The organism is Streptomyces sp. NBC_01198 (assembly GCF_036010485.1).
Taxonomy (GTDB): Bacteria; Actinomycetota; Actinomycetes; order Streptomycetales; family Streptomycetaceae; genus Actinacidiphila.
Genome location: NZ_CP108568.1, coordinates 4,854,033 through 4,876,471 on the forward strand (window position 1 = coordinate 4,854,033; position 22,439 = coordinate 4,876,471).

The 22,439-nt window shown below is 72.6% G+C and carries 21 protein-coding genes; 17 read left to right on the forward strand and 4 right to left on the reverse strand.

Annotation, left to right across the window (positions count from 1 at the left end; genetic code table 11):
• Positions 1–32 precede the first annotated feature (32 nt).
• A complete protein-coding gene (locus tag OG702_RS21725) occupies positions 33–1,445 on the reverse strand; it encodes an ABC transporter ATP-binding protein (RefSeq protein ID WP_327290579.1) in 1,413 nt (470 codons plus the stop codon).
• A 161-nt stretch (positions 1,446–1,606) separates the two neighbouring features.
• Here OG702_RS21725 and OG702_RS21730 point away from each other — a divergent pair, with 161 nt between their 5' ends.
• Both OG702_RS21730 and OG702_RS21735 read left to right on the forward strand, forming a co-directional pair.
• On the forward strand, positions 1,607–2,320 hold the full coding sequence (locus OG702_RS21730) for a DedA family protein (protein WP_327293314.1): 714 nt from the start codon (positions 1,607–1,609) through the stop codon (positions 2,318–2,320).
• Between the two features lie 10 nt (positions 2,321–2,330).
• Positions 2,331–3,851, forward strand: a complete 1,521-nt coding sequence (locus OG702_RS21735; protein ID WP_327290580.1) for a threonine/serine ThrE exporter family protein — start codon at positions 2,331–2,333, stop codon at positions 3,849–3,851.
• A 316-nt stretch (positions 3,852–4,167) separates the two neighbouring features.
• On the opposite strand, the gene dacB is transcribed toward OG702_RS21735, so the two are convergent.
• Positions 4,168–5,547, reverse strand: coding sequence for a D-alanyl-D-alanine carboxypeptidase/D-alanyl-D-alanine endopeptidase (gene dacB, locus OG702_RS21740; RefSeq protein ID WP_327290581.1), 1,380 nt, complete (start codon positions 5,545–5,547; stop codon positions 4,168–4,170).
• A 111-nt stretch (positions 5,548–5,658) separates the two neighbouring features.
• On the opposite strand from dacB, the gene OG702_RS21745 reads away from it, so the two are divergent.
• From OG702_RS21745 to OG702_RS21815, 15 genes are all read left to right on the forward strand, one after another.
• Positions 5,659–6,153 carry an inorganic diphosphatase gene (locus OG702_RS21745; RefSeq protein ID WP_033173553.1) on the forward strand — a complete coding sequence of 165 codons (495 nt, stop codon included), beginning with the start codon at positions 5,659–5,661 and terminating at the stop codon, positions 6,151–6,153.
• Positions 6,154–6,265: 112 nt separating this feature from the next.
• Positions 6,266–7,444, forward strand: coding sequence for a zinc-dependent metalloprotease (locus OG702_RS21750; RefSeq protein ID WP_327290582.1), 1,179 nt, complete (start codon positions 6,266–6,268; stop codon positions 7,442–7,444).
• 170 nt (positions 7,445–7,614) lie between these two features.
• Entirely contained in the window at positions 7,615–8,610 is a 996-nt protein-coding gene (gene tilS / locus OG702_RS21755) for a tRNA lysidine(34) synthetase TilS (RefSeq protein WP_327290583.1), read from the forward strand.
• Between the two features lie 43 nt (positions 8,611–8,653).
• Positions 8,654–9,208, forward strand: a complete 555-nt coding sequence (gene hpt / locus OG702_RS21760; RefSeq protein WP_327290584.1) for a hypoxanthine phosphoribosyltransferase — start codon at positions 8,654–8,656, stop codon at positions 9,206–9,208.
• A 211-nt stretch (positions 9,209–9,419) separates the two neighbouring features.
• Positions 9,420–11,471, forward strand: a complete 2,052-nt coding sequence (ftsH, locus tag OG702_RS21765) for an ATP-dependent zinc metalloprotease FtsH (RefSeq protein ID WP_327290585.1) — start codon at positions 9,420–9,422, stop codon at positions 11,469–11,471.
• Between the two features lie 121 nt (positions 11,472–11,592).
• A complete protein-coding gene (gene folE, locus OG702_RS21770) occupies positions 11,593–12,201 on the forward strand; it encodes a GTP cyclohydrolase I FolE (RefSeq protein WP_327290586.1) in 609 nt (202 codons plus the stop codon).
• Between the two features lie 256 nt (positions 12,202–12,457).
• The gene (locus OG702_RS21775; protein ID WP_327290587.1) at positions 12,458–14,326 is read left to right on the forward strand and encodes a phosphatidylglycerol lysyltransferase domain-containing protein; all 1,869 of its coding nucleotides are present in this window, start codon (positions 12,458–12,460) and stop codon (positions 14,324–14,326) included.
• A 24-nt stretch (positions 14,327–14,350) separates the two neighbouring features.
• Entirely contained in the window at positions 14,351–15,238 is an 888-nt protein-coding gene (gene folP, locus OG702_RS21780) for a dihydropteroate synthase (protein WP_327290588.1), read from the forward strand.
• Positions 15,235–15,702 (forward strand): nuclear transport factor 2 family protein, encoded by a 468-nt coding sequence (locus OG702_RS21785; RefSeq protein WP_327290589.1) that lies wholly within the window; start codon positions 15,235–15,237, stop codon positions 15,700–15,702. Before folP ends, OG702_RS21785 begins: the two co-directional genes overlap by 4 nt.
• A 2-nt stretch (positions 15,703–15,704) precedes the next feature.
• On the forward strand, positions 15,705–16,064 hold the full coding sequence (gene folB, locus OG702_RS21790) for a dihydroneopterin aldolase (protein ID WP_327290590.1): 360 nt from the start codon (positions 15,705–15,707) through the stop codon (positions 16,062–16,064).
• Complete coding sequence (folK, locus tag OG702_RS21795) at positions 16,061–16,672, forward strand: 2-amino-4-hydroxy-6-hydroxymethyldihydropteridine diphosphokinase (protein ID WP_327290591.1); 612 nt, start codon at positions 16,061–16,063, stop codon at positions 16,670–16,672. Before folB ends, folK begins: the two co-directional genes overlap by 4 nt.
• A gap of 45 nt (positions 16,673–16,717) precedes the next feature.
• Positions 16,718–17,218 carry a DUF3180 domain-containing protein gene (locus OG702_RS21800; RefSeq protein WP_327290592.1) on the forward strand — a complete coding sequence of 167 codons (501 nt, stop codon included), beginning with the start codon at positions 16,718–16,720 and terminating at the stop codon, positions 17,216–17,218.
• A gap of 730 nt (positions 17,219–17,948) precedes the next feature.
• Positions 17,949–18,461 carry a cysteine dioxygenase gene (locus tag OG702_RS21805; protein ID WP_327290593.1) on the forward strand — a complete coding sequence of 171 codons (513 nt, stop codon included), beginning with the start codon at positions 17,949–17,951 and terminating at the stop codon, positions 18,459–18,461.
• A complete protein-coding gene (locus OG702_RS21810) occupies positions 18,461–18,898 on the forward strand; it encodes a rhodanese-like domain-containing protein (protein WP_327290594.1) in 438 nt (145 codons plus the stop codon). The genes OG702_RS21805 and OG702_RS21810 overlap by 1 nt, the downstream gene beginning before the upstream one ends.
• A gap of 324 nt (positions 18,899–19,222) precedes the next feature.
• Entirely contained in the window at positions 19,223–20,188 is a 966-nt protein-coding gene (locus OG702_RS21815; RefSeq protein WP_327290595.1) for a hypothetical protein, read from the forward strand.
• An 8-nt stretch (positions 20,189–20,196) separates the two neighbouring features.
• Here OG702_RS21815 and OG702_RS21820 read toward each other — a convergent pair whose 3' ends face one another.
• On the reverse strand, positions 20,197–21,042 hold the full coding sequence (locus OG702_RS21820) for a sigma-70 family RNA polymerase sigma factor (RefSeq protein ID WP_327290596.1): 846 nt from the start codon (positions 21,040–21,042) through the stop codon (positions 20,197–20,199).
• 97 nt (positions 21,043–21,139) lie between these two features.
• Positions 21,140–22,282: an NADH-quinone oxidoreductase subunit D gene (locus OG702_RS21825; protein WP_327290597.1), complete on the reverse strand. Its 1,143-nt coding sequence runs from the start codon at positions 22,280–22,282 to the stop codon at positions 21,140–21,142.
• Between the last annotated feature and the right edge of the window lie 157 nt (positions 22,283–22,439).

Here is a 22,439-nt window from a genome sequence, read left to right on the forward strand (position 1 = left end):
CACCCCTCCGGCAGGGCCGCCCCCGGAGGGGGTTACTCCAGGCGGGGCTGCTGGGCCGGGGCCGGGCAGATGCGGAGGCCATCCTGGTCGAAGACGTAGAGGTGGGCCAGGTCGACAAGCAGGGGGACGCGGTCTCCGCGGCGTACGCGGATATCCGGTCCGGTGCGGACGACGAGATCACCCGTCTGCGTCTCCGGCGTCGTGGGCCGGTCCATGACCGACACCGGCGCGTGCGCAGGACGAGGCGGCGGCCCGCCGGCCGACGAGGGCGAGGCGCCCGACGCGCCCGACGCGGAACCCTCCCGCTCCATCACGCTGGCCTGGATCCGCCGCGCAGCCTTCTGCGCGAGCTTGCCGAGGCCGACACCGCTGCTGGCCCCCCGCCGGGACCCGCTCCTGGGGGCCGCGGCAGGCCGCGGCGCCTCCAGTTCGGGGACCACCGCGGGACGCGACCCCGTGTTGAGGTGCACCAGCGACTCGTGGCCCTGGTATTCGACGTGCTCGACGATCCCGCTGAGCACGACCTCACCGGCGTGCGCCTGGCTGGGCTGGGCGATGCGCACCGCCTCGGAGCGCAGCCCGACGATGATCCGGCGGCCCTGCTGGATCCGCAGCATCTGGTGGTCGGCGTTCAGCGGCTCCGGCAGCCCGAGCCGCTGCCGGCCGAAGTCGATCCACATGCCGCCGGTGAGCGGGGCGATGACGGTGGCCTGCAGCAGATTGATCCGCGGGGTGCCGACGAAGGCGGCGACGAAGACGTTCTCCGGCAGGTGGTACGCCTCCCGCGGGGTGCTGATCTGCTGCAGCACGCCGCTGCGCATGATCGCGACCCGGTCGCCCAGCGACATCGCCTCGGCCTGGTCATGGGTGACGTAGACGGTGGTGACGCCCATGCCGTGGGTGAGGCGGGCGATCTCGGCGCGCAGGTGGGCGCGCAGCTTCGCGTCCAGGTTGGACAGCGGCTCGTCCATCAGGAAGACCGACGGGTGGCGGGAGATGGCCCGCCCCATGGCGACGCGCTGGCGCTCACCACCGGAGAGCTGGCCGGGGTAGCGGTCCAGGATCTCCTCGATGCCGAGGATGCGGGCGGTCTCGTCGACCCGTGGCCCGTGCTCCTCGCCCGGCATCTCGAACCGCAGCGGGAAACCGATGTTCTCCCTGCTGGTCATGCTCGGGTAGAGGGCGAAGTTCTGGAAGACCATGGCCATCCGTCGGTCGCCGGGCGCGAGGTCGTTGGAGTACTCCCCGTCGAGCAGCAGCTCGCCGGTGGTGATGTCCTCCAGCCCGGCGATCATCCGCAGAACGGTCGATTTGCCGCAGCCGGAAGGGCCGAGGAGCACCAGGAACTCCCCTGGCGCGATGTCCAGCGAGAACCGGTCCACGGCCGGCTGCGGCTGCTTCGGGTAGTACTTGGAAACTTCGTGCAGGGTGATGGCGCGAGTCATAACGGGAGCCGCCAGATGTTTCGGACGCAGTGACGGGGCACGTGGGGGGATGACTTTCCGGACATGCGGTGGTGCGCGGGTGACACTGCGGAGAAGGTAGTCCACTACTCGCAGGTTGCGGAACGTTTGTATCAACACTGCATTGATACTTTTGGATCGTGATGAACCTCGCGCTCGGTCCGACCTGGCTCTCTCCTGACCACCTGATCAACACCTACGGCCTGTGGGGCGTGCTGCTGATCGTGTTCGCGGAGTCCGGACTGCTGATCGGATTCTTCCTGCCCGGCGACTCCCTGCTGTTCACCACGGGGCTGCTGGTGGCCGGCGGGACGCTGGACCGCCCGCTGTGGCTGGTGGCCCCGCTGATCGCGGTGGCCTCGGTGCTGGGGCAGCAGGTGGGCTACGCGTTCGGCCGCAAGGTCGGCCCGTCGCTGTTCAGCCGCCCCGACTCCCGCCTGTTCAAGATGGAGAACATCGAGAAGGCGCACGCGTTTTTCGAGCACCACGGGTCCAAAGCCATCGTGATGGCCTGCTTCGTGCCGATCGTCAGGACGTTCACCCCGATCGTCGCAGGCGTCAGCCGAATGAACTACCGCACCTTCGCCACCTTCAATGTCATCGGCGGCACCTCGTGGGGCGCCGGCGTCACCCTGCTGGGTTACTGGCTCGGACAGATCGAATTCGTCAAGAACAACATCGAGGCGATCCTCGTCCTGGTGGTGCTGGTGTCCGTGGTGCCGCTGGGCATCGAGTACCTGCGCTCGCGCGGCAAGTCCGCGCCCGCGCGGCAGGAGCCGGCGGCGGCCGAGGGCGTGGAGACCCCCGAGGTCATCACCGCGCCGCGCGGCGGCCGGCACCGCGCGCACAAGAACTGAGGACGGCCGGGTGACGGGCGGCCCTGGGCCGGGGGAGGAGCGCGGACCGGACAACGGGCGGCCGTCGGGCGCGCCACCGGTCTCGTACGCCGCCGGCTCGGCGTTCACCCCGCCGGAGGGCATCCCGGTGGTGGCCCTGCCGGCCGAGGACGCCCGCTGGCAGGACCGGATGCGGACCTTCGTACGGCTGCCGGCCACCGAGCGGCCCGGGCCGGAGACCGTACTCGACCGCCCGCACACCGTCTCCGTGCCCAGGGTGCTCGACCTGACCCTGCGGATCGGCGAGCTGCTGCTGGCCGGCGGCGAGGGCGCGGAGGACGTCGAGGCGGCGATGCTCGGGGTGGCCTACGCGTACGGTCTCGCGCGGGTGGAGCCCAACGTCACCTTCACCCTGCTCGGCATCTCCTACCAGCCCTCGCTGACCGAACCGCCGCTCACCATGAGCCGCACGGTGCGGCGCCGCGGCACCGACTACACGCGGCTGGCCGCGGTCTACCGGCTCGTCGACGACATCGCCGCGGACGAGGTCACGCTGGAGGACGCGTATCGCCGGCTCGCCGACATCCGGCGCAACCGGCACCCGTACGGCAGCTGGGGCCTCACCGCCGCCGCGGGGCTGCTCGCGGGCGCGGCCAGCGTGCTGGTCGGCGGCAACCTGATCATCTTCCTTGGCGCGGCGCTTGCCGCGATGCTCGGCGACCGGCTCGCGTGGCTGCTTGCCGGGCGCGGCATCCCGGAGTTCTACCAGTTCGCGGCGGCCGCGATGCCCGCTGCCGCGATGGGGGTCGTGGTGGACCGCGCCCACTGGATCCCCGGCGCCGCAGGCGTCCAGTCCTCCGCGGTCATCACCGGCGGGCTCTTCGCGCTGCTGCCCGGCCGCGCGCTGGTGGCCGCCGTCCAGGACGGCCTGACCGGCTTCTACATCACCGCGTCCGCCCGGCTGCTCGAAGTGGCCTACCTCGTGGTCGGCATCGTCGTCGGCGTCACGCTGATCCTCTACGTCGGCGTCAAGCTCGGCGCCGACCTCAACCCCGATCAGGCGCTCCGCGCGTACGACCACCCGTGGGTGCAGCTGGTCGCGGCGATGGTGCTGACGCTGGCCTTCGCCGTGCTGCTCCAGTGCGAGCGCACGGTGCTTGTGCTCGCCACGCTCAACGGGGGCGTCGCCTGGACGGTCTTCGGCGTCCTGCACCAGCAGGCGGGCGGCAACGCGGTCGCCTCCACGGCCGCGGCGGCCGGCCTCGTCGGCCTCTTCGGCCAGCTCATGGCCCGCTACCGTTACGTCTCCGTACTGCCGTACGTGACAGCGGCGATCGGCCCGCTGCTGCCGGGTTCTGCGACGTATTTCGGCCTGCTGGCCTTCACCCAGAACCACGCGTCCGCCGGCTTCACCCAGCTCTCCCGGGCCGCCGCCCTCGCCCTGGCCCTGGCGATCGGCGTCAACCTAGGCAACGAGATCGCCCGCCTGGCGCTCCCGACTCCGGGCCCGCTCCCCCCACGCCGCGCGGCCAAGCGCACCCGCGGCTTCTAGCGCCCGCCACCGCCTGTGGCGCCCACAGCGCCGACACGTCCTGCTTGCCCGCGCAGTTCCCCGCGCCCCTGGGCGATTGCCCCTTGCGGTGGCAGCGCTGCTTTCCCGCCGCTGTGGCTGGCCGCGCAGTTCCCCGCGCCCCTTTGGGCCTGCGTCTTCCGCCGTTGGGCGTTGCCCCCTGGCAGGGGTGCCGCTAGCGCAGAGGGTGAGCGTTTTTCAGGGGCGCGGGGAACCGCGCGACCAGTCCCCGCCGGGCTTCAGGCGACCGGCCGCCGCAAGTGGCAATCACCCAGGGGCGCCGGCCCCGCCCCCGGGTTCAGAGGGAGGACAGGGCCGAGGCCAGGGCGTCCAGAGCGGCTTGCGCCGCGGGTGCGGAGGGGGCGCCCTGGGTCATGAAGGAGAAGGCGAGCACCCGCCCGCCGGGGGTGACCGTCACCCCGGCGATCGTGTTCGTACCGGTCAGCGTGCCGGTCTTGGCACGGACGACCCCCGCCCCGGGGGTCGAGGCGAACCGGGACGCGAGCGTCCCGGTGAAGGACGCGATGGGCAGGCCGTCAAGGACCGGCCGCAGTTCCGGATGCGCCGGCGACGCGGCCAGCGCGAGGATCCGGGTGAGCGTCGCGGGCGACAGCGCGTCGACGTGGTCGAGCCCGCTGCCGTCGGCGAAGACGGCCCGCGCCAGCGGCACCCCGTACCGCTGCAGAGCGGAACGTATCGCCTTCGCGGCGCCCGCGAAACTGGCGGGCCGGCCGCCCGCCAGGGCGACCTGACGCCCCAGCGCCTCCGCGAGGTCGTTGTCGGAGTCGGTGAGCATCCGTTCCACCAGCGACCGCATCGGCGCGGACTCGTGCGCCGCCAGCCGCGTACCCCCCTTGCCGCCGGCCGGCTCTGGCGTGCCGGTCACGGTGATGCCGTGCGAGCGGAGCAGCTCCGCGAAGGACGTGGCCGCGGCGAGCGCGGGATCGGCGGCGCGGGTCGCCGGGCCGCTGGCGCTGTGGTCGAGCCGGCCTTCGCGGACCATCAGCGCGGTGACCGGCGCGAGGTTCTCGTTCACGCCGATGGGGTGCAGCACGGGGCCTGAGTAGAGCGACGTGTCGTAGCCGAGCCGTACGGACGTGGTGCCGCGGGCGTGCAGCGCGGCCGCGGTGTCGGCGGCGAGGCCGTCGAGTTCCAGGGTCGGGTCGCCGCCGCCGACGATCACGACGCGCTTGGCGCCGACCGCGACGGTGCGGGTCGTCAGCGTGCGGGAGCCGCCGAGGGTGCCGAGCGCGGCGACGGCGGTGGCGAGCTTGGTGGTGGACGCCGGGGTGGAGGCGGTGCCCGACCGGTGGTCGTAGAGCAGCGTGCCGCCGGCGACGTCCAGCACCGCCCCGGTGCGTACGGTGCCGAGGTCCGGCGAGCTCATCAGCGGGGCGAGCCGGGGGGCCAGGCTGCCGGCGGCGGGCGCCGGCCCCGTGCCGGCGGCGGCGAACACCGGTGCCGCGGAGGCGGCGGCGGGCGGCGCGGCGGCGGCCCGCGGCCGGCCGCCCGCCGCCGCTTCCGCGGCCGGCTTCCGCGCGGCGGGCACGGCCGTGCGCCCGTCCCTGGCGGCGGCCAGCGACCGCTCGGCCGTGCGCTGGCCGCCGTCCCACGGCCCCGCCTCGGCCACCGCGCCCGTGGCGACCACCGCGCCTATAGCCGCGGATATCGCCACCACCTGCACTTTTCTGCCGTGCGGCACCCCCGACCAGCCCCTTTCACGACCACCCACTTGCGTGGGAGACACTTAATCACCCGCAGTATGCGCTGATCATGGAGGAGTAGGGCCTTGGAGTTCGACGTCACGATCGAGATCCCGAAGGGTTCGCGGAACAAGTACGAGGTGGACCACGAGACCGGTCGTATCCGCCTGGACCGCCGGCTCTTCACCTCGACCAGCTATCCCGCCGACTACGGCTTCATCGAGAACAGCCTCGGCCAGGACGGCGACCCGCTGGACGCGCTGGTGATCCTGGACGAGCCGACCTTCCCCGGCTGCCTGATCACCTGCCGCGCCATCGGCATGTTCCGCATGACCGACGAGGCCGGCGGCGACGACAAGGTGCTGTGCGTGCCGGCGTCCGACCCGCGCGTGGAGCACCTGCGGGACATCCACCACGTCAGCGAGTTCGACCGGCTGGAGATCCAGCACTTCTTCGAGGTCTACAAGGACCTGGAGCCCGGCAAGTCCGTCGAGGGTGCCGACTGGGTGGGCCGCGCCGAGGCCGAGGCCGAGATCGAGGACTCCTTCCGCCGGCTCAAGGAGCACGGACCTGGCCACTGAAGGCCTGAGCGTCACCTGCCGCCGAGGGGCGGGCCCGGGGAATGTCCCCGGCCCGCCCCTTCGCCTTCCGCCGCGTGCCCCAAAGCGCGGACCGGCAACGTACCGTGAAGACATGACGAGCATCGGTGGAAGCGAGATGGTCGACTGGAACCTCGCCGTGGCGACAGCCCAGAGGCTGACCCGGCCGGGGCCTGAGGTGAGCCGCGACGAAGCCCGGGCGATCGTGGCCGAGCTGCGCGGGCACGCGCAGGAGTCGGAGGCCCACGTGCGGGCCTACACCCGGATGTACGGCGACGTGGACGCGCCACCGCACGGCACCCCCGTGCTGATCGTGGACCGGGCCGGCTGGGTCAAGGCGAACGTGGCGGGCTTCCGCGAGGTCCTCAAGCCGCTGCTGGTCAAGATGCAGGCCCGCAGGCCGGGCGGTCCCGGCGGGGTGGTGCTCGGCACGGTCGGCGGCAAGGTCACCGGCGTGGAGGTGGGGATGCTGCTGAGCTTCCTGTCCTCCCGGGTGCTCGGGCAGTACGAGACCTTCGCGCCGCCCACCCGCGAGCTGCCGGCCGGGCCGGTCAAGCCGGGTCCCGGCGAGTCGCGGGCGGGCCGGCTGCTGCTGGTGGCGCCGAACATCGTGCAGGTCGAGCGGGAGCTGGACGTGGACCCGCACGACTTCCGGCTGTGGGTGTGCCTGCACGAGGAGACGCACCGCACGCAGTTCTCCGCGGTGCCGTGGCTGCGCGACCACATCGAGGGCGAGATCCAGTCGTTCCTGGGCGAGACCGACCTCGACGCCTCCACGGTGATCGAGCGGGTCAGGCAGGCCGTGCAGTCCTTCACCGGCGGCAACGCCGGCAGGGACCCGGAGGCCGGCGAGCCCGCCGACGCGCCGGACGACGGCCGCAGCCTGGTGGACCTGGTCCAGACGCCCACCCAGCGGGAGATCCTGGCCCGGCTGACCGGCGTGATGTCGCTGCTCGAAGGTCACGCGGACTACGTGATGGACGGCGTGGGCCCCGACGTGGTGCCGAGCGTCGCGGAGATCCGGGAGAAGTTCAGCCGCCGCCGTGCCAGCGGCGCCGGGCGCCTGGACCAGGCGCTGCGCCGGCTGCTCGGCCTGGACGCCAAGCTGCGGCAGTACCGCGACGGCGAGCGCTTCGTGCGGGCCGTGGTGGACGAGGTCGGCATGGACGGCTTCAACAAGGTGTGGACGTCGCCCAACACGCTGCCGACGAAGGCGGAGATCGGCAAACCGGCGGAATGGGTCGCCCGAGTGCACCGGCGCACCGAGAACTGACCCCCTGCGAGCCCCCGGTTCACCCGTCCGAGGGACCGTAGACGCAGGGTAGGGCGTGCGATGCTCGGGTAATGCCCAGAGTTCTGTCACCATCTGGATACCCTGCGTCATCTCCTCTCGCCGATCCTGCTTCGCGCAGCCTTCACAGCCTCCTCAGGAGGGAACCGGACATGGGACCCCACCCCACGGTCGCGGCGATACGCCTGGCGGTCCGCCGCGTCCTGCACGACGTCCTCAGCTCGTCCGCCGACCCGCATCCCGTGGTGCTCGCCGCGTGCAGCGGCGGGGCCGACTCCATGGCGCTGGCCGCCGCCCTCGCCTTCGAAGGGCCACGGCTCGGCGTGCGGGCCGGCGCGGTCACCGTCGACCACGGCCTGCAGGTCGGCTCCGCCGTCCGCGCCCAGGAAGTGGCCGGCCGGCTGCGCGCCCTCGGCCTCGACCCGGTCGACGCGGTCGGTGTGACCGTCGGCCGCCAGGGCGGCCCCGAGGCCGCGGCCCGCGACGCCCGCTACGCGGCCCTCGACGCCGCCGCCGACCGGCGCGGCGCCGCCGCCGTGCTGCTCGGCCACACCCGCGACGACCAGGCAGAAACGGTGCTCCTCGGGCTCGCCCGCGGCTCCGGCATCCGCTCGCTGTCCGGCATGGCCGCGGTCTCCGGGGCGGGCGGCCGCTACCGGCGGCCCTTCCTGCTGCTGGACCGCGACACCGTCCGGCAGGGGTGCCTGGCCCAGGGCATCACCGTCTGGGAGGACCCGCACAACCACGACCCCGCCTACACCCGCTCCCGGGTGCGGCACGAGGCGCTGCCGGTGCTGGAGAAGTCGCTCGGCAAGGGCGTCGTCGAGGCGCTGGCCCGTACCGCCCAGCTGTCCAGGGACGACGCCGACGCGCTGGACCAGTGGGCGGCGGACGCCCAGGCCGACGCGGCGGGCGACGACGGCAGCCTGGACGTCCGCCGGCTGGCCACGCTGCCCGCCGCGGTGCGGCGCCGGGTGCTGCGCAGGACGGCCATCGCGGCCGGCTCACCGCCGGGCTTCCTCTTCGCCCGGCACATCGAGGAGGTGGACCGCCTGGTCACCGGCTGGCACGGGCAGAAGGCGCTCAACTTGCCGGGCGGCGTCGCCGTGCTGCGGGCCAATGGCAGACTGGTGTTCTCGCCGTCGTAGACGCGCCGACGTGGACCCGAGCAGCTGAGGGACGTACCAGGCAGTGAACGAGATCGACATGGGCACGGACCTGGAGAAAGTGCTCATCTCCAAGGCAGAGATCGACGCGAAGCTGGTGGAGCTCGCCGCGGAGATCGACCGGGACTACGCGGGCAAGGACCTGCTCATCGTGGGCGTGCTCAAGGGCGCGGTCATGGTGATGGCGGACCTGGCCCGTGCCCTGTCGAGCGAGGTCACCATGGACTGGATGGCGGTGTCCTCCTACGGGGCGGGCACCAAGTCCTCCGGCGTGGTGCGGATCCTCAAGGACCTGGACACCGACATCGGCGGCCGGGACGTGCTGATCGTCGAGGACATCATCGACTCGGGCCTGACGCTCTCCTGGCTGATCACCAACCTGGGTTCGCGCGGGCCGGCCTCGCTGGAGGTCTGCACGCTGCTGCGCAAGCCCGAGGCGGCCAAGGTCGAGCTCGACGTGAAGTACACCGGCTTCGACATCCCCAACGAGTTCGTCGTCGGATACGGCCTGGACTACGCCGAGAAGTACCGGAATCTCCCCTTCGTCGGCACGCTCGCCCCGCACGTCTACGGCGGCTGAGCCGCCGCCCGGACGGCCCGGGGAACCGATGCCGTTTTCCCGGCGTTGGAGCAGGGGAAAGCGGGTTGGTTAACAGTCGGCGGCGCCCTCGGGTGACAATGCTGGGGTACCGTCCGAAGGTCGGGTCATTACAACACCGGATGCATGCGCCGCCAACAGGCGGCGGTGCCTCACTGTGGCAGGAGGGACGGGGCGCGTTCGCCCCGCATGGATGGACGTGAAGCGCTATTTCCGTGGGCCAGTGATGTGGATCGTGCTGGTTGTCCTCGCTGTGATCGTGTTGATGCAGGTCGTCGGGTCCGGCGGCGGCTACAAGACGGTGGACACCGGCGCGGTCCTGCATGCGATCGACACCAACCAGGCCAAGTCAGCCGAGCTGACCACCGGGGACGACAACTCCATCAAGGTGCAGCTCAAAAACGGCGTGAAGATCGAGGGCAGCTCCAAGGTCCGGGCGAGCTACATCGGCGACCAGGGCGCCGACATCGCCAACGACCTGCAGCGGATCGTGGACGGCAAGGTCGCGGGAGTCCAGCTCCCCGACAAGTACACCGTCTCGCAGTCCAAGCAGAACGCCTTCCTCGGCATCCTGCTGTCGCTGCTGCCCTTCGTCCTGATCGTGGTGGTCTTCCTCTTCCTGATGAATCAGATGCAGGGCGGCGGATCCCGCGTCATGCAGTTCGGGAAGTCCAAGGCCAAGCTGATCACCAAGGACACCCCCAAGACGACGTTCTCCGACGTCGCCGGCTGCGACGAGGCGGTGGAGGAGCTCCAGGAGATCAAGGAGTTCCTGCAGGAGCCCGCCAAGTTCCAGGCCGTCGGCGCCAAGATCCCCAAGGGCGTGCTGCTCTACGGCCGCCCCGGTACGGGCAAGACCCTGCTCGCGCGGGCCGTCGCCGGTGAGGCGGGCGTGCCGTTCTACTCGATCTCGGGTTCCGACTTCGTCGAGATGTTCGTCGGTGTCGGCGCCAGCCGGGTCCGCGACCTGTTCGAGCAGGCCAAGGCCAACGCTCCGGCGATCGTCTTCGTCGACGAGATCGACGCCGTCGGCCGGCACCGCGGTGCGGGTCTCGGCGGTGGTCACGACGAGCGTGAGCAGACCCTCAACCAGCTGCTGGTCGAGATGGACGGCTTCGACGTGAAGGGCGGCGTGATCCTGATCGCCGCCACCAACCGGCCCGACATCCTCGACCCGGCGCTGCTGCGCCCGGGCCGTTTCGACCGGCAGATCGCGGTCGACCCGCCGGACCTGCAGGGCCGTCTGGAGATCCTCACGGTTCACCAGAAGGGCAAGCCGATCGCGCCGGGCGTCGACCTGATGGCCGTCGCGCGCCGCACCCCCGGCTTCACCGGCGCGGACCTGAGCAACGTGCTGAACGAAGCAGCGCTGCTCACCGCCCGCGGCGACAAGAAGCTGATCGACAACGACGTCCTCGACGAGGCCATCGACCGCGTCGTGGCCGGGCCGCAGAAGCGCACCCGCATCATGTCGGACAAGGAGAAGAAGATCACCGCGTACCACGAGGGCGGACACGCCCTGGTCGCGGCGGCCTCTCCGAACTCCGACCCGGTGCACAAGGTGACGATCCTGTCCCGCGGCCGCGCCCTGGGCTACACGATGGTGCTGCCGGACGAGGACAAGTACTCGACCACGCGCAACGAGATGCTGGACCAGCTCGCCTACATGATGGGCGGCCGGGCGGCGGAGGAACTGGTCTTCCACGACCCGACCACCGGCGCGTCCAACGACATCGAGAAGGCCACCACCACGGCCCGCGCGATGGTCACCCAGTACGGCATGACCGAGCGGCTGGGCGCGATCAAGTTCGGCTCCAGCGACTCCGAGCCCTTCCTCGGCCGTGAGATGGGTCACCAGCGCGACTACTCGGAAGAGGTCGCCGGGCTGGTGGACGAGGAGGTCAAGAAGCTGATCGAGACGGCGCACAACGAGGCCTGGGAGATCCTGGTCGAGAACCGCGACGTCCTGGACAACCTCGTGCTGGCCCTGCTGGAGCGGGAGACGCTGAACAAGGAGGAGATCGCCGAGGTCTTCGCCGGGATCGTGAAGCGCCCGCCGCGTCCGGCCTGGACCGGCTCCGCCCGTCGTACGCCGTCCACCCGTCCTCCGGTGCTCTCGCCGAAGGAACTGGCGCTGACCAACGGCAGCCAGGCGGGCAACGGCAACGGTCCCGCGGCGGTCTCCACGACCAAGCCGCCGGCCGACCCGGTCGACCTGCCCGAGGACGGCCGGTCGGACAACTGAGTCACCGCAGGTCCGGGCTCCTCCCGGAATGAAGGCCACGGCCTCGGGGTTTTACCCTGGGGCCGTGGCCTTTTTCCGCCGCGGCACCGGCCGACCGCACCAGCAGCAGGATCGAGGCACCATGACGGACCCCGTGACACTCGACGGCGAGGACAAGATCGCCGAGTTCGACGAGAAGCGTGCCGCCGCCGCCGTTCGTGAGCTGCTGCTCGCGGTGGGGGAGGACCCCGACCGCGAGGGCCTGCGGGAGACCCCGAACCGGGTGGCCCGCGCCTACCGGGAGATCTTCTCCGGCCTGTGGCAGGAGCCCGAGGACGTCCTGACCACCACCTTCGACATCGGGCACGACGAGATGGTGCTGGTCAAGGACATCGAGGTGATGTCCTCGTGCGAGCACCACCTGGTGCCCTTCGTCGGTGTCGCCCATGTGGGCTACATCCCGTCCACCAGCGGCAAGATCACCGGCCTGTCGAAGCTGGCCCGGCTGGTCGACGTCTACGCCCGGCGCCCCCAGGTGCAGGAACGTCTCACCACCCAGATCGCCGAGTCCCTGATGCGGATACTCGAACCGCGCGGGGTCATCGTGGTCGTGGAGTGCGAGCACATGTGCATGACCATGCGGGGCGTGCGCAAGCCCGGCGCCAAGACGATCACCTCGGCGGTCCGCGGCCAGCTGCGCGACCCGGCCACCCGCTCCGAGGCGATGAGCCTGATCATCGGCCGCGGCTGACACCCGGCGCGGGGCCGTCAGCAGCTCCTTACTCGTAAGACCCAGGTCGACAGGTGTACTTTCTGCGTCGGCGTCCAGTCGCGCCGGCCGGGAAGGAACCCGGACGGCAGAGTTCGCGTCCTAGAGGGCGCGGATTCTTCGTACTGGAGCAGATTGCGGGACATTCCCGTGATTCCGGCTGATGCTGTGGTTTGGTGGCCCATGTCTGTGCTGGTTGAGGGCGATAGCCCGGTCCGGGTCCCGTCGGCGGTGGGCGATGTCCGCTGACCGGCAGCCGGCCCCGCGCCGGCACCGCTGGCCGGTGCGGTCCGCCGCCGTGCCCAAGATCATCGGCAGCGCCACGGCGGTGATCGGGCTGCTCGACGTGATCTCCGCGGTCTTCCCGGCCTTCCGCAACGGCCGGATGCACCACATGGCCGCGGTCTTCCCCGGCACCGTCAGCTCGCTGGCCGCCGCCACCTCCGTGGTCACCGGCATCCTGCTGCTGATGCTGGCTCACGCGCTCAAACGCGGCAAGCAGCGCGCCTGGTGGGCCGCCGTGGCGCTGCTGCCGGTCGGCGCCGCCACCCAGCTGATCTACCGCCACTCCTTCTTCGGCGTCGGCGTGTCGCTGGCGCTGATGACGGTGCTGCTGCTGCACCGGCAGGAGTTCACCGCGCTGTCCGACCCGCGCACCCGCTGGCGCGCGCTGCTGAACTTCGCCGGCCTGAGCACCGTCGCCTTCTCCCTGGGCCTGGTCATCACCAGCGCCCACCCCGCCTCCGAGCGCGGCAACCCCGGCTTCCTGGACCGCTGCGAGCACGTGCTGCTCGGGCTGTTCGGCGTCGAGGGCCCCGTCACGTACACCAGCGACCGGGTCGACGACGTGGTCGGCTACTCCCTCGGCGGTCTCGGCCTGCTCATCGCGATCTCCACCGTCTACCTCGCGCTGCGCCCGGCCCGCCCGGTCGCCGAGCTCAGCGAGGCCGAGGAGGACCGGCTGCGCGCCCTGCTTGCCCGGCACGGCGCCCGCGACTCGCTCGGCCACTTCGCGCTGCGCCGCGACAAGTCCGTGGTCTTCTCCGCCAGCGGCAAGGCCGCGGTCTGCTACCGGGTGGTCTCCGGCGTCGCGCTGGCCGGCGGCGACCCGATCGGCGACGTCGAGGCGTGGCCGGGCGCCATCGAGCGCTTCATGGAGCTGGCCCGCGCGCACGCCTGGCTGCCGGCCGTCGTCGGGTGCAGCGAGACCGGCGGCGAGGTGTGGACCCGGCAGACCTGTCTGGACGCGCTGGAACTGGGCGACGAGGCCATCGTCAACGCCGCGGACTTCACCCTCGAAGGCCGCGCCATGCGCAATGTGCGGCAGATGGTCAAGCGCATCGAGCGGTCCGGCTACGTGTGCCGGGTCCGCCGGGTGCGGGAGCTGACCGAGGGCGAGAAGCAGAAGGTGCGGCTGGCCGCCGACGCCTGGCGCGGCACCGACACCGAGCGCGGCTTCTCGATGGCGCTCGGCCGCTTCGGCGAGGACCTGGACGGCGACTGCGTCGTCGTCACCGCCCACAAGGACCGCGAGCCCGGCGCCCCGCACCCCGAGCTGGGCGACCTGCGGGCCGTGCTGCACTTCGTGCCGTGGGGCCCCGACGGCATGTCGCTGGAGCTGATGCGCCGCGACCGCGCCGCCGACCCGGGGCTCAACGAGCTGCTGATCGTCGCCGCCCTCCAGCAGGCCCCGGCGCTCGGCGTGGTGCGGGTGTCGCTGAACTTCGCGATGTTCCGCTCCGCGCTGGCCCGCGGCGAGCGGATCGGCGCGGGCCCCGTGCTCCGCGGCTGGCGCGGGCTGCTGGTCTTCCTGTCCCGCTGGTTCCAGATCGAGTCGCTGTACAAGTTCAACGCGAAGTTCCAGCCCGAGTGGGTGCCGCGCTTCCTGGTCTTCCCCAACTCCCGTGACCTGCCCAGGATCGGCTTCGCGATCATGCAGGCCGAGGGCTTCGTCACCCTGTCGCTGCCGCTGCCCGCCGCCGTCCAGCGCTTCCTGCCCGGCCGGGCCGCCCGCCCCCCGCACCGGCACCGCACCGGTTACGCCGCCGCGCCCGGCGGCTCCGAGGCCTTGTCGCGGGACTCGGGCAAGCGGAGTGCGGTCGCCTGACCCGTACCGCCTACGCTGGGGCGCATGACAACCCAGCAGGGTCCCGGCGGACCCGTCGGACTACCGGAGTGGGACCGCTGCGCGGTCATGGGCGTGGTGAACGTCACGCCCGACTCGTTCTCCGACGGCGGGCGCTGGTTCGACCCGGACGTCGCCGTCAAGCACGGCCTCGACCTGGTCGCCGAGGGCGCCGACCTGGTCGACGTCGGCGGCGAGTCCACCCGGCCGGGGGCCGCCCGGGTGGACGAGGCCGAGGAACTGCGCCGGGTGCTCCCCGTGGTCCGCGAACTGGCCGCGGCCGGGGTGCTGGTCAGCGTCGACACCATGCGGGCGTCCGTCGCCGAGCAGGCCGTCACCGCCGGGGCCACGCTGGTCAACGACGTCAGCGGCGGCCAGGCCGACCCCGCGATGATCCCCGTGGTCGCCGCGGCCGGCGTGCCCTTCGTGGTGATGCACTGGCGCGGCCAGAGCATCGACATGAACAACCGCGCCGTCTACGGCGAGGTCCTCGCCGACGTCCTCGCCGAACTGCGGGTAGGCCTGGACCGGGCGGTGGCCGGCGGCATCGACCCGGCGCGGATCATCCTCGACCCGGGCCTGGGTTTCGCCAAGGACGCCGGGCACGACCTGACGCTGCTCGCCCACCTGCGCGCCCTGCGCGCGCTGGGCCGCCCGCTGCTGGTGGCCGCCTCCCGCAAACGCTTCCTCGGCCGCGTCCTGGCCGGCGCCGCGGGCGACCCGCCGCCGGCCCGCGAACGGGACGCGGCGACCGCCGCGGTGACCGCCATCGCCGCCCGCGAGGGCGCCTGGGCGGTACGGGTGCACGAGGTGCACGCCAGCGCCGACGCCGTACGGGTCGCGCACGCCATCGAGAGGGCCGCCGGAGCGCCCGCGACGGGGGAGGGCGCATGACGCCGCGCACCGCGGAGGCGCGGGCCGTGGAGCGGGCCAACCAGGCCTTCTACGACGCCGTGGAGAACTCCGACCTCGACGCGCTGGAGTCGGTCGTCCTCGACGGGCCGCTCGCCGAGTCCGTCGCCGTCGTCCACCCCGGCTGGCCGGTGCTGCGCGGCCGCCGCGAGGTGATGCGGTCCTTCGCGCTGATCATGGCCAACACCGACTACATCCAGTTCTTCCTCACCGACGTAGAGGTCGGCGTCGACGGCGACGCCGCCGTCGTCACCTGCACCGAGAACATCCTCACCGGCGGCCCCGCCGAGGACGACGGCTCGGCCGGCTCGCTGGTCGGCGGACTGGTGGTGGCCACCAACGTCTTCCGCCGCACCGCCGACGGCTGGCGGCTGTGGGTCCACCACGGCTCCCCGGTGCTGGCCGAGGAGGACGACGAGACCGAAGAAGCAGAACACGAGGAGTGACGGTGGACCGAGTCGCCCTGCGCGGCCTGAAGGTGCGCGGAAACCACGGGGTCTTCCAGCACGAGCGGGAGAACGGCCAGATCTTCGTGATCGACGTGGTGATGGGCCTGGACACCGCCCCCGCGGCGGCCGGTGACGACCTCCACAGGACCGTGCACTACGGTGTGGTCGCCGAGGAGGTCGCGGCCGTCGTCGCCGGCGAGCCCGTCGACCTGATCGAGACCCTTGCCCAGCGCATCGCCGACACCTGCCTGGGGCACGAGGCGGTGCAGGAGGTCGAGGTGACCGTGCACAAACCCGACGCTCCGGTCACCGTGCCCTTCGACGACGTGACCGTGACCATCACCCGGAGCCGCCCGTGACCGCCGAATGGCCGGAGCAGTCCGCCGACCCCACCGTGCAGCCGGTGCCGGCGTCCGTCGTCGCGGCGGTCGACGCGGCCGACAGCACCCTGCAGAACCCGAAGACCGCCGTCATCGCGCTCGGCGGCAACCTCGGCAACCGCCTGGAGAACCTGCAGGGCGCCGTGGACGCGCTCGAGGACACCCCCGGCGTCCGGGTCAAGGCCGTCTCCCCGGTCTACGAGACCGAGCCGTGGGGCGTCGACCCCCGCTCCCAGCCCGGCTACTTCAACGCCGTCGTCCTCATCCGCACCACCCTGCCGCCCGCCTCGCTGCTGGAGCGCGCCCACGCCATCGAGGAGGCCTACCTGCGCGTACGCGGCGAGCGCTGGGGCCCGCGCACCATCGACGTCGACATCGTCGCCTACCAGGGCGCCGTCTCCGACGACCCCGCCCTCACGCTGCCCCACCCCCGCGCCCACGAGCGCGCCTTCGTCCTCGTACCGTGGTACGACATCGACCCGGCCGCCGTCGTCCCCGGCCGCGGCCCGGTCGCCGAGCTGCTCGCGACCGTCGACCGGCAGGGCGTGCAGCGCCGAGACGACGTGGAACTACGGCTGCCCGAGTAATCGTTGCGACCGGTAGACAACAACGATGGTGGAGGCGGGCACTCGGTGAGGACACTGCGGATCAGGATGCTGGCGGGACTCTTCGCGATCGCGTTGGTGATCGCCTGGTCCATCGCCCGGCTGTGGGACACGGTCGGCACGCTGCCCGGCGTCCCGCTGGCCGCGCCCATCGTTCTCGCCGTCATCGCGACGGCCCTCTTCGCGACGGCCCTCTCCCTGCGCTCCCGGCTCCGCGCCCAGCGCGAACGCCGTCCCGGCGCCAAGGGCGTCGACCCGCTGGCCGCCGCCCGGGCGGTGGTCTTCGCGCAGTCCAGCGCGCTGGTCGCCTCGCTGGTCGCGGGACTCTACGGGGGCGCGTGCGTCTACCTGATCATGTACAAGCTGGACATGGACCCGCGGCAGCAGCAGGCCGTCTACGCCGGCCTGGCGTTCCTCACCGGCGTGGCCGTGGTGGCCGCGGCCATATTCCTCGAGCGCATCTGCAAACTCCCCGACGACGAGGACACGCATCCCCCCGTCCCCACCCCCCACAGCCGCCACCACTAGCTTTCCCCGGGGTCCGCCCGCCCTCCCGGCCGCGCCCCTCCCACCACGGTGGCTGAGCGCTCCGTTCTCCCCCAGCGCTTCGCCCGGGGGTACCCCCACGCGCCCCCGGGTGATTGCCCCTTGCGCTGACGCCGCTGCTTTCCCGGCGCGGTGGCTGAGCCCGGGTGATTGCCCCTTGCGGTGGCCTGTCGCCTTTCCCGCCGTCCTGGCTGGTCGCGCAGTTCCCCGCGCCCCTTCGGGGCTCGGGTCCTCCTCCGCCCAGGGTCGGCCCCTGGCGGGGGGCTTGCCCTCTGCCGCAGAGGGAGAGCGTTTCCAGGGGCGCGTGGGGGTACCCCCACGCGGAGCGCCGGGGGAGAACGGAGCGACAAGCCGAGACGGCGCAGCCGACAAGCGCGCCACCGCAAGTGGCAGTCACCCCCGGGGCGCGGGCAGCGGAGCGCGCGGCGCGCCGGCAGGCGGGGGCTCACCGCAGGGTGGCGGGCACTCCCCCGGGAGCCGGGGGCGCACGCCCGGACGGGGCGGGGGTGAGTTGACCCGCGTGGGGGGTGCGTGGTTTGGTCGGATCGTGAACGTGTTCGCGGTCCGCCTTCACCGGAGGGTCCACCTGGACCTCCTCCGGTACGCGGGCTGCGTGTGTACGGCCGCGCGCTGACGCGCGCCTCCGGCCCTCCGTTCACCCCGCCGCGCGAAGCGTGATCCGCCGCGGCACACACCCCCAGGCTGGTAGACCTTGTCCACCTCACGTACCACCACCGCCCCCACCGCCACCGAACTGCTGGACTTCGCCAAGCGCACCGCCGCGGACACCGAGCTGGTGCGCGATCTCCCGCTCGACCCGGAGGGCCGCACCTGGGTGCGGCTGGAAGGCCCCGGCGGGGCCGAGGCGTGGCTGATCGGGTGGCCACCCGGCGCCGAGACCGGCTGGCACGACCACGGCGGCTCGTACGGCGTGTTCGTGACCGCCGCCGGTGAGCTGACCGAGCAGTCGCTGGCGGTCCCGCTGCCCTCGGAGGGCTGGCGTTCGCTGGAACTGGCCGAGGGCCTGGACCGCGACCGGGTGCTGCCGGAAGGCGAGGGGCGCGCGTTCGGGCGGCACCACGTGCACCAGGTGGAGAACCGTTCGCAGACCACCCATGCCGTCTCGGTGCACGCCTACTACCCGCCGCTGCCGCTGATCCGCCGCTACAGCCGCAAGGGCAGCACCTTCCGGCTCGAACTGGTCGAGCGCCCCGAGGAGTGGTGATGGCCGCGTCCCTGGACGAGCAACTGGCCGCGCTGCGGACGACGTACCACCGCCTGGAGCCCGCGGAGGCGGCCGGGGCGGCCCGGGAGGGCGCGTTGCTGGTCGACATCCGCTACGCGGCCCTGCGGGACCGCGACGGCACGATACCGGGCGCCGCGATCGTCGAGCGCAACGAGCTGGAGTGGCGGCTCGACCCGGCCGGCACGCACCGGCTGCCGCAGGCGGTGTCGTACGACCTGCCGGTGGTGGTGATCTGCAACGAGGGCTACGCCTCCACCCTGGCCGCGGCCTCCCTGCACACGCTGGGCCTGAGCCGGGCCACCGACCTGGCGGGCGGTTTCCAGGCGTGGCGGGCGGCGGGCCTCCCGGTCACCCCGCCGGACGGCACCCCGACCCGCCCGACGCCCTCGGTCGCGGCACCGGACGCGGCCGGCTAAAGGCCGTACGCCGTAGGCCGGTTCGACGTTCCAGCGGAATATGCCGCCGCTTTTCGATCTTGCCGCACCCGCACTCAAGATCGAATTTGCCGGGCCGAAGCGGACCGGCGGTATCGGCGCCGACCGGGCCGGGCCGAGGCCGTCGGGGCCGCCCGGCCCAAGCGGCCGTCGGGGGCGATGCCCGACATTCGCCCCGTCGCAAAAGGGGCACAACGGGCCGCGCCGAATGCCCTCCGTATTCGGCCGCCATTAGTTACCGGAATCGGACAGAAAAAGTGTGACCCGCCGCCCCACGCGCCCGTCACGCACGCTAAATTTCTGGCCATGCCCCGTGGACGTCACCGCCATTCCCAGCCACTGCACCGCATGCTGCCGCCGCTGAGCATCGCCGGCGGCGCCGCGGTGCTCGCCGCCGCTTCACTGATGGCCGCGGATACGGGCGTGATACGGGTCCTCACGGCTGCCACCGCGCTCACCGCGATAGCCGGCGCCGCCCTCGCCCGGGCCTGGGACCGGTCCGCGGGACGCGAGGTCGCCGAGCTTGAGGCCGCCCGGGTGCGCGAGGAATGGCGTACGGACGAGCGGGTCGCCGAGCTGGAGACCGACCTGGAGGAGTCCCGCGAGCTGCGCGGCCGGCTGGAGAAGAAGCTGCGCGCCAAGCGCACGGAACTGGCCAGGCTCCGCACCGAGCACGCCGACCTGTTGCGGCGGTACGCCACCGCCGAGGCCGAGCGGGCGCGGGCGCTGGAGAAGAACCGCCAGCTGCGGGTCGGCGACGTGCCCCACCAGCTGGCCCTCACCAGCGGCACCTCCGCGATCGGCCCGGCGGCCTTCCTCAAGGCCGAGCAGGCGCTGCGCGACCTGTCCCGCAACGCCGCGGGCCAGCAGGCGCAGGCCACCGTCGAGGAGGCCAGGCGCCGCGAGGCAGCGGCGCCCGCGGAGGAGGAGCCGCAGGGGCGGCACACCGCGGAGTCCCACGCGCGCACCTCCGCGGCGGGCCTGCCGGTGCGCGAGCACCGGCTCGTCCCCGCGGTGGCCGCGGCCGTCCTGCCCTACGCCCAGCCGTCCACCTCGTCGGGCGGTTCCGCGCAGCGGACGATCGGCGGCTTCGACTTCTTCGGTACGCAGAAGGAGCTGCCGGCCCCCGACGCGGACGCCGCCGGCGCCGAGGACGCGCACTCCGCCGGCGAGCACACCCAGGCCGCGGACCCGGAAACCGAGGTCATCGACCTCACCGCCCACGACGAGACCGAGCAGCTCGACATGTCGGGCCTGCGCGCCCAGGCCTGAGGCCGGCCTCAGGCCAGCGGCTGCACCGTCAGGGTGGCCAGCACCGACGGGGACGTGACGACCTCGATCGTACGGACCCGGCCCCCGGCGATCGTGAAGGTGAGCACCCGGTGGTCCGGCGTCCCGGCGGACGCCACGACGCCCACGGCGCCGTCCACCAGGGCCAGCCGGGCGTCGCGCACCATCGCCGCGGTCCTGATCGCGTTCCTGGCCACCGTCGCCGCCCCCCGGGACACCGGCACGGCGGGGGCGTCGGAGCGTACGACCGCGTCCGGGTCGAGTACGGCCACCAGCGCCTCGAAGTCGCCGTCCCGCGAGGCGGCGAGGAAGGCGCCGACCACCTGCCGCTGCAACGCGAGATCGGGTTCGGCCGCGACGGGCGCGCCCTGGATCCGCCGCCTGGCCCGGCTGGCCAGCTGGCGCGCGGCGGCCGGCGTCCGGTCCACGATCGGCGCGATGTCGTCGAACGGCACCGCGAACATGTCGTGCAGCACGAAGGCCAGCCGCTCCGCGGGCTCCAGCGTCTCCAGGACCACCAGCAGCGCGACCCCCACCGAGTCGGCCAGCACCGCCTCCTGCTCGGGGTCGGCGGCCCCCGGCTCCGGAACGGCGCCGAGCGGCTCCTCCCTGCGTGTCCTGCGCGACCGCAGCATGTCGAGGCAGACCCGGCCGACGACGGTGGTGAGCCAGCCGGCGAGGTTGGCGACCTCGCCGCCGCCGGAACGGCTGAGCCGCAGCCACGCCTCCTGGACGGCGTCGTCCGCCTCGGTCGCCGAGCCCAGCATGCGGTAGGCCACCGCCCGCAGGCGGCTGCGATTGGCCTCGAATCGTTCGGCGAGCAGCTCGTCGTCCATCGGTCACATTCCTCCGTCGCGGTCCGTCACCGCTTTGACGAGCGGCGGGGCCGGGATGTGACGGGGCGCGGCGCCGGTGCAGGCGCCGCGGGCCGCGCTACTTGTCGACGTCGCCGACCACGAAGAACATCGAGCCGAGGATCGCCACCATGTCCGCCACCAGGGTGCCGGGCAGCAGCACGGTCAGCGCCTGGATGTTGTTGAACGACGCCGAGCGCAGCTTGAGGCGGTACGGGGTCTTCTCGCCCTTCGACACCAGGTAGTAGCCGTTCAGGCCGAGCGGATTCTCCGTCCAGGCGTAGGTGTGCCCCTCCGGGGCCTTGACCACCTTGGGCAGCCGCTGGTTGATCGGCCCCGGCGGCAGCTCAGCCAGCCGGTCCAGGCACGCGTCGGCCAGGTCGAGCGCCACATGCGTCTGCTCGAGCAGCACCTCGAAGCGGGCCAGGCAGTCGCCCTCGGTCCTGGTCACCACCCGCATCGTGCCGGCCAGCTCCCCGTACGCCAGATACGGCTCGTCCCTGCGCAGGTCGAAGTCCACCCCCGAGGCCCGGGCGATCGGCCCGCTCACCCCGAAGCCGTGCACGTCCTGCCGCGACAGCACGCCGACCCCGCGGGTCCTGCCGCGGAAGATCTCGTTGCCGAGCACGAGGTCGTCGATCCGCGCCATCCGCGCCCGCACCGCCGCGACCGTCGCCCGCGCCCGCCCGGTCCAGCCGTTCGGCAGATCCTCCTTGAGGCCGCCGACCCGGTTGAACATGTAGTGCATCCGGCCGCCGGAGACCTCCTCCATGACCTGCTGCAGCTCCTCGCGCTCGGTGAACGCGTAGAAGATCGGCGTGATCCCGCCCAGCTCCAGCGGATACGACCCGAGGAACATCAGGTGGTTCAGCACCCGGTTCAACTCGGCGAGCAGCGTCCGCGTCCACACGGCACGCTCCGGCACCTCCATGCCGAGCATCCGCTCGACGGCGAGGACGACGCCGAGCTCGTTGGCGAACGCGGAGAGCCAGTCGTGGCGGTTGGCCAGCATGATGATCTGCCGGTAGTCCCGCGCCTCGAACAGCTTCTCCGCGCCGCGGTGCATGTACCCCACGATCGGCTCCGCCGTCCGGATCCGCTCCCCGTCCAGCACGAGCCGCAGCCGCAGCACTCCGTGCGTGGAGGGGTGCTGGGGGCCGATGTTCAGCACCATGTCGGTGCCCTCGGCCGCCCCGCCGATACCGATCGTGGTCTCCGTCATCCCCCCATCCTCTCAGCCCCCCCGCCCACCCTGACCCGGCGCCCCGCGGGTGGTCGCCACGTGCGGTGGCGCTCGCAGTGCCGCTGCGTCGTGGCTGGTCGCGCAGTTCCCCGCGCCCCTGAAAAACGCTCACCCTCTGCGGTAGCGGCCCCTGCCG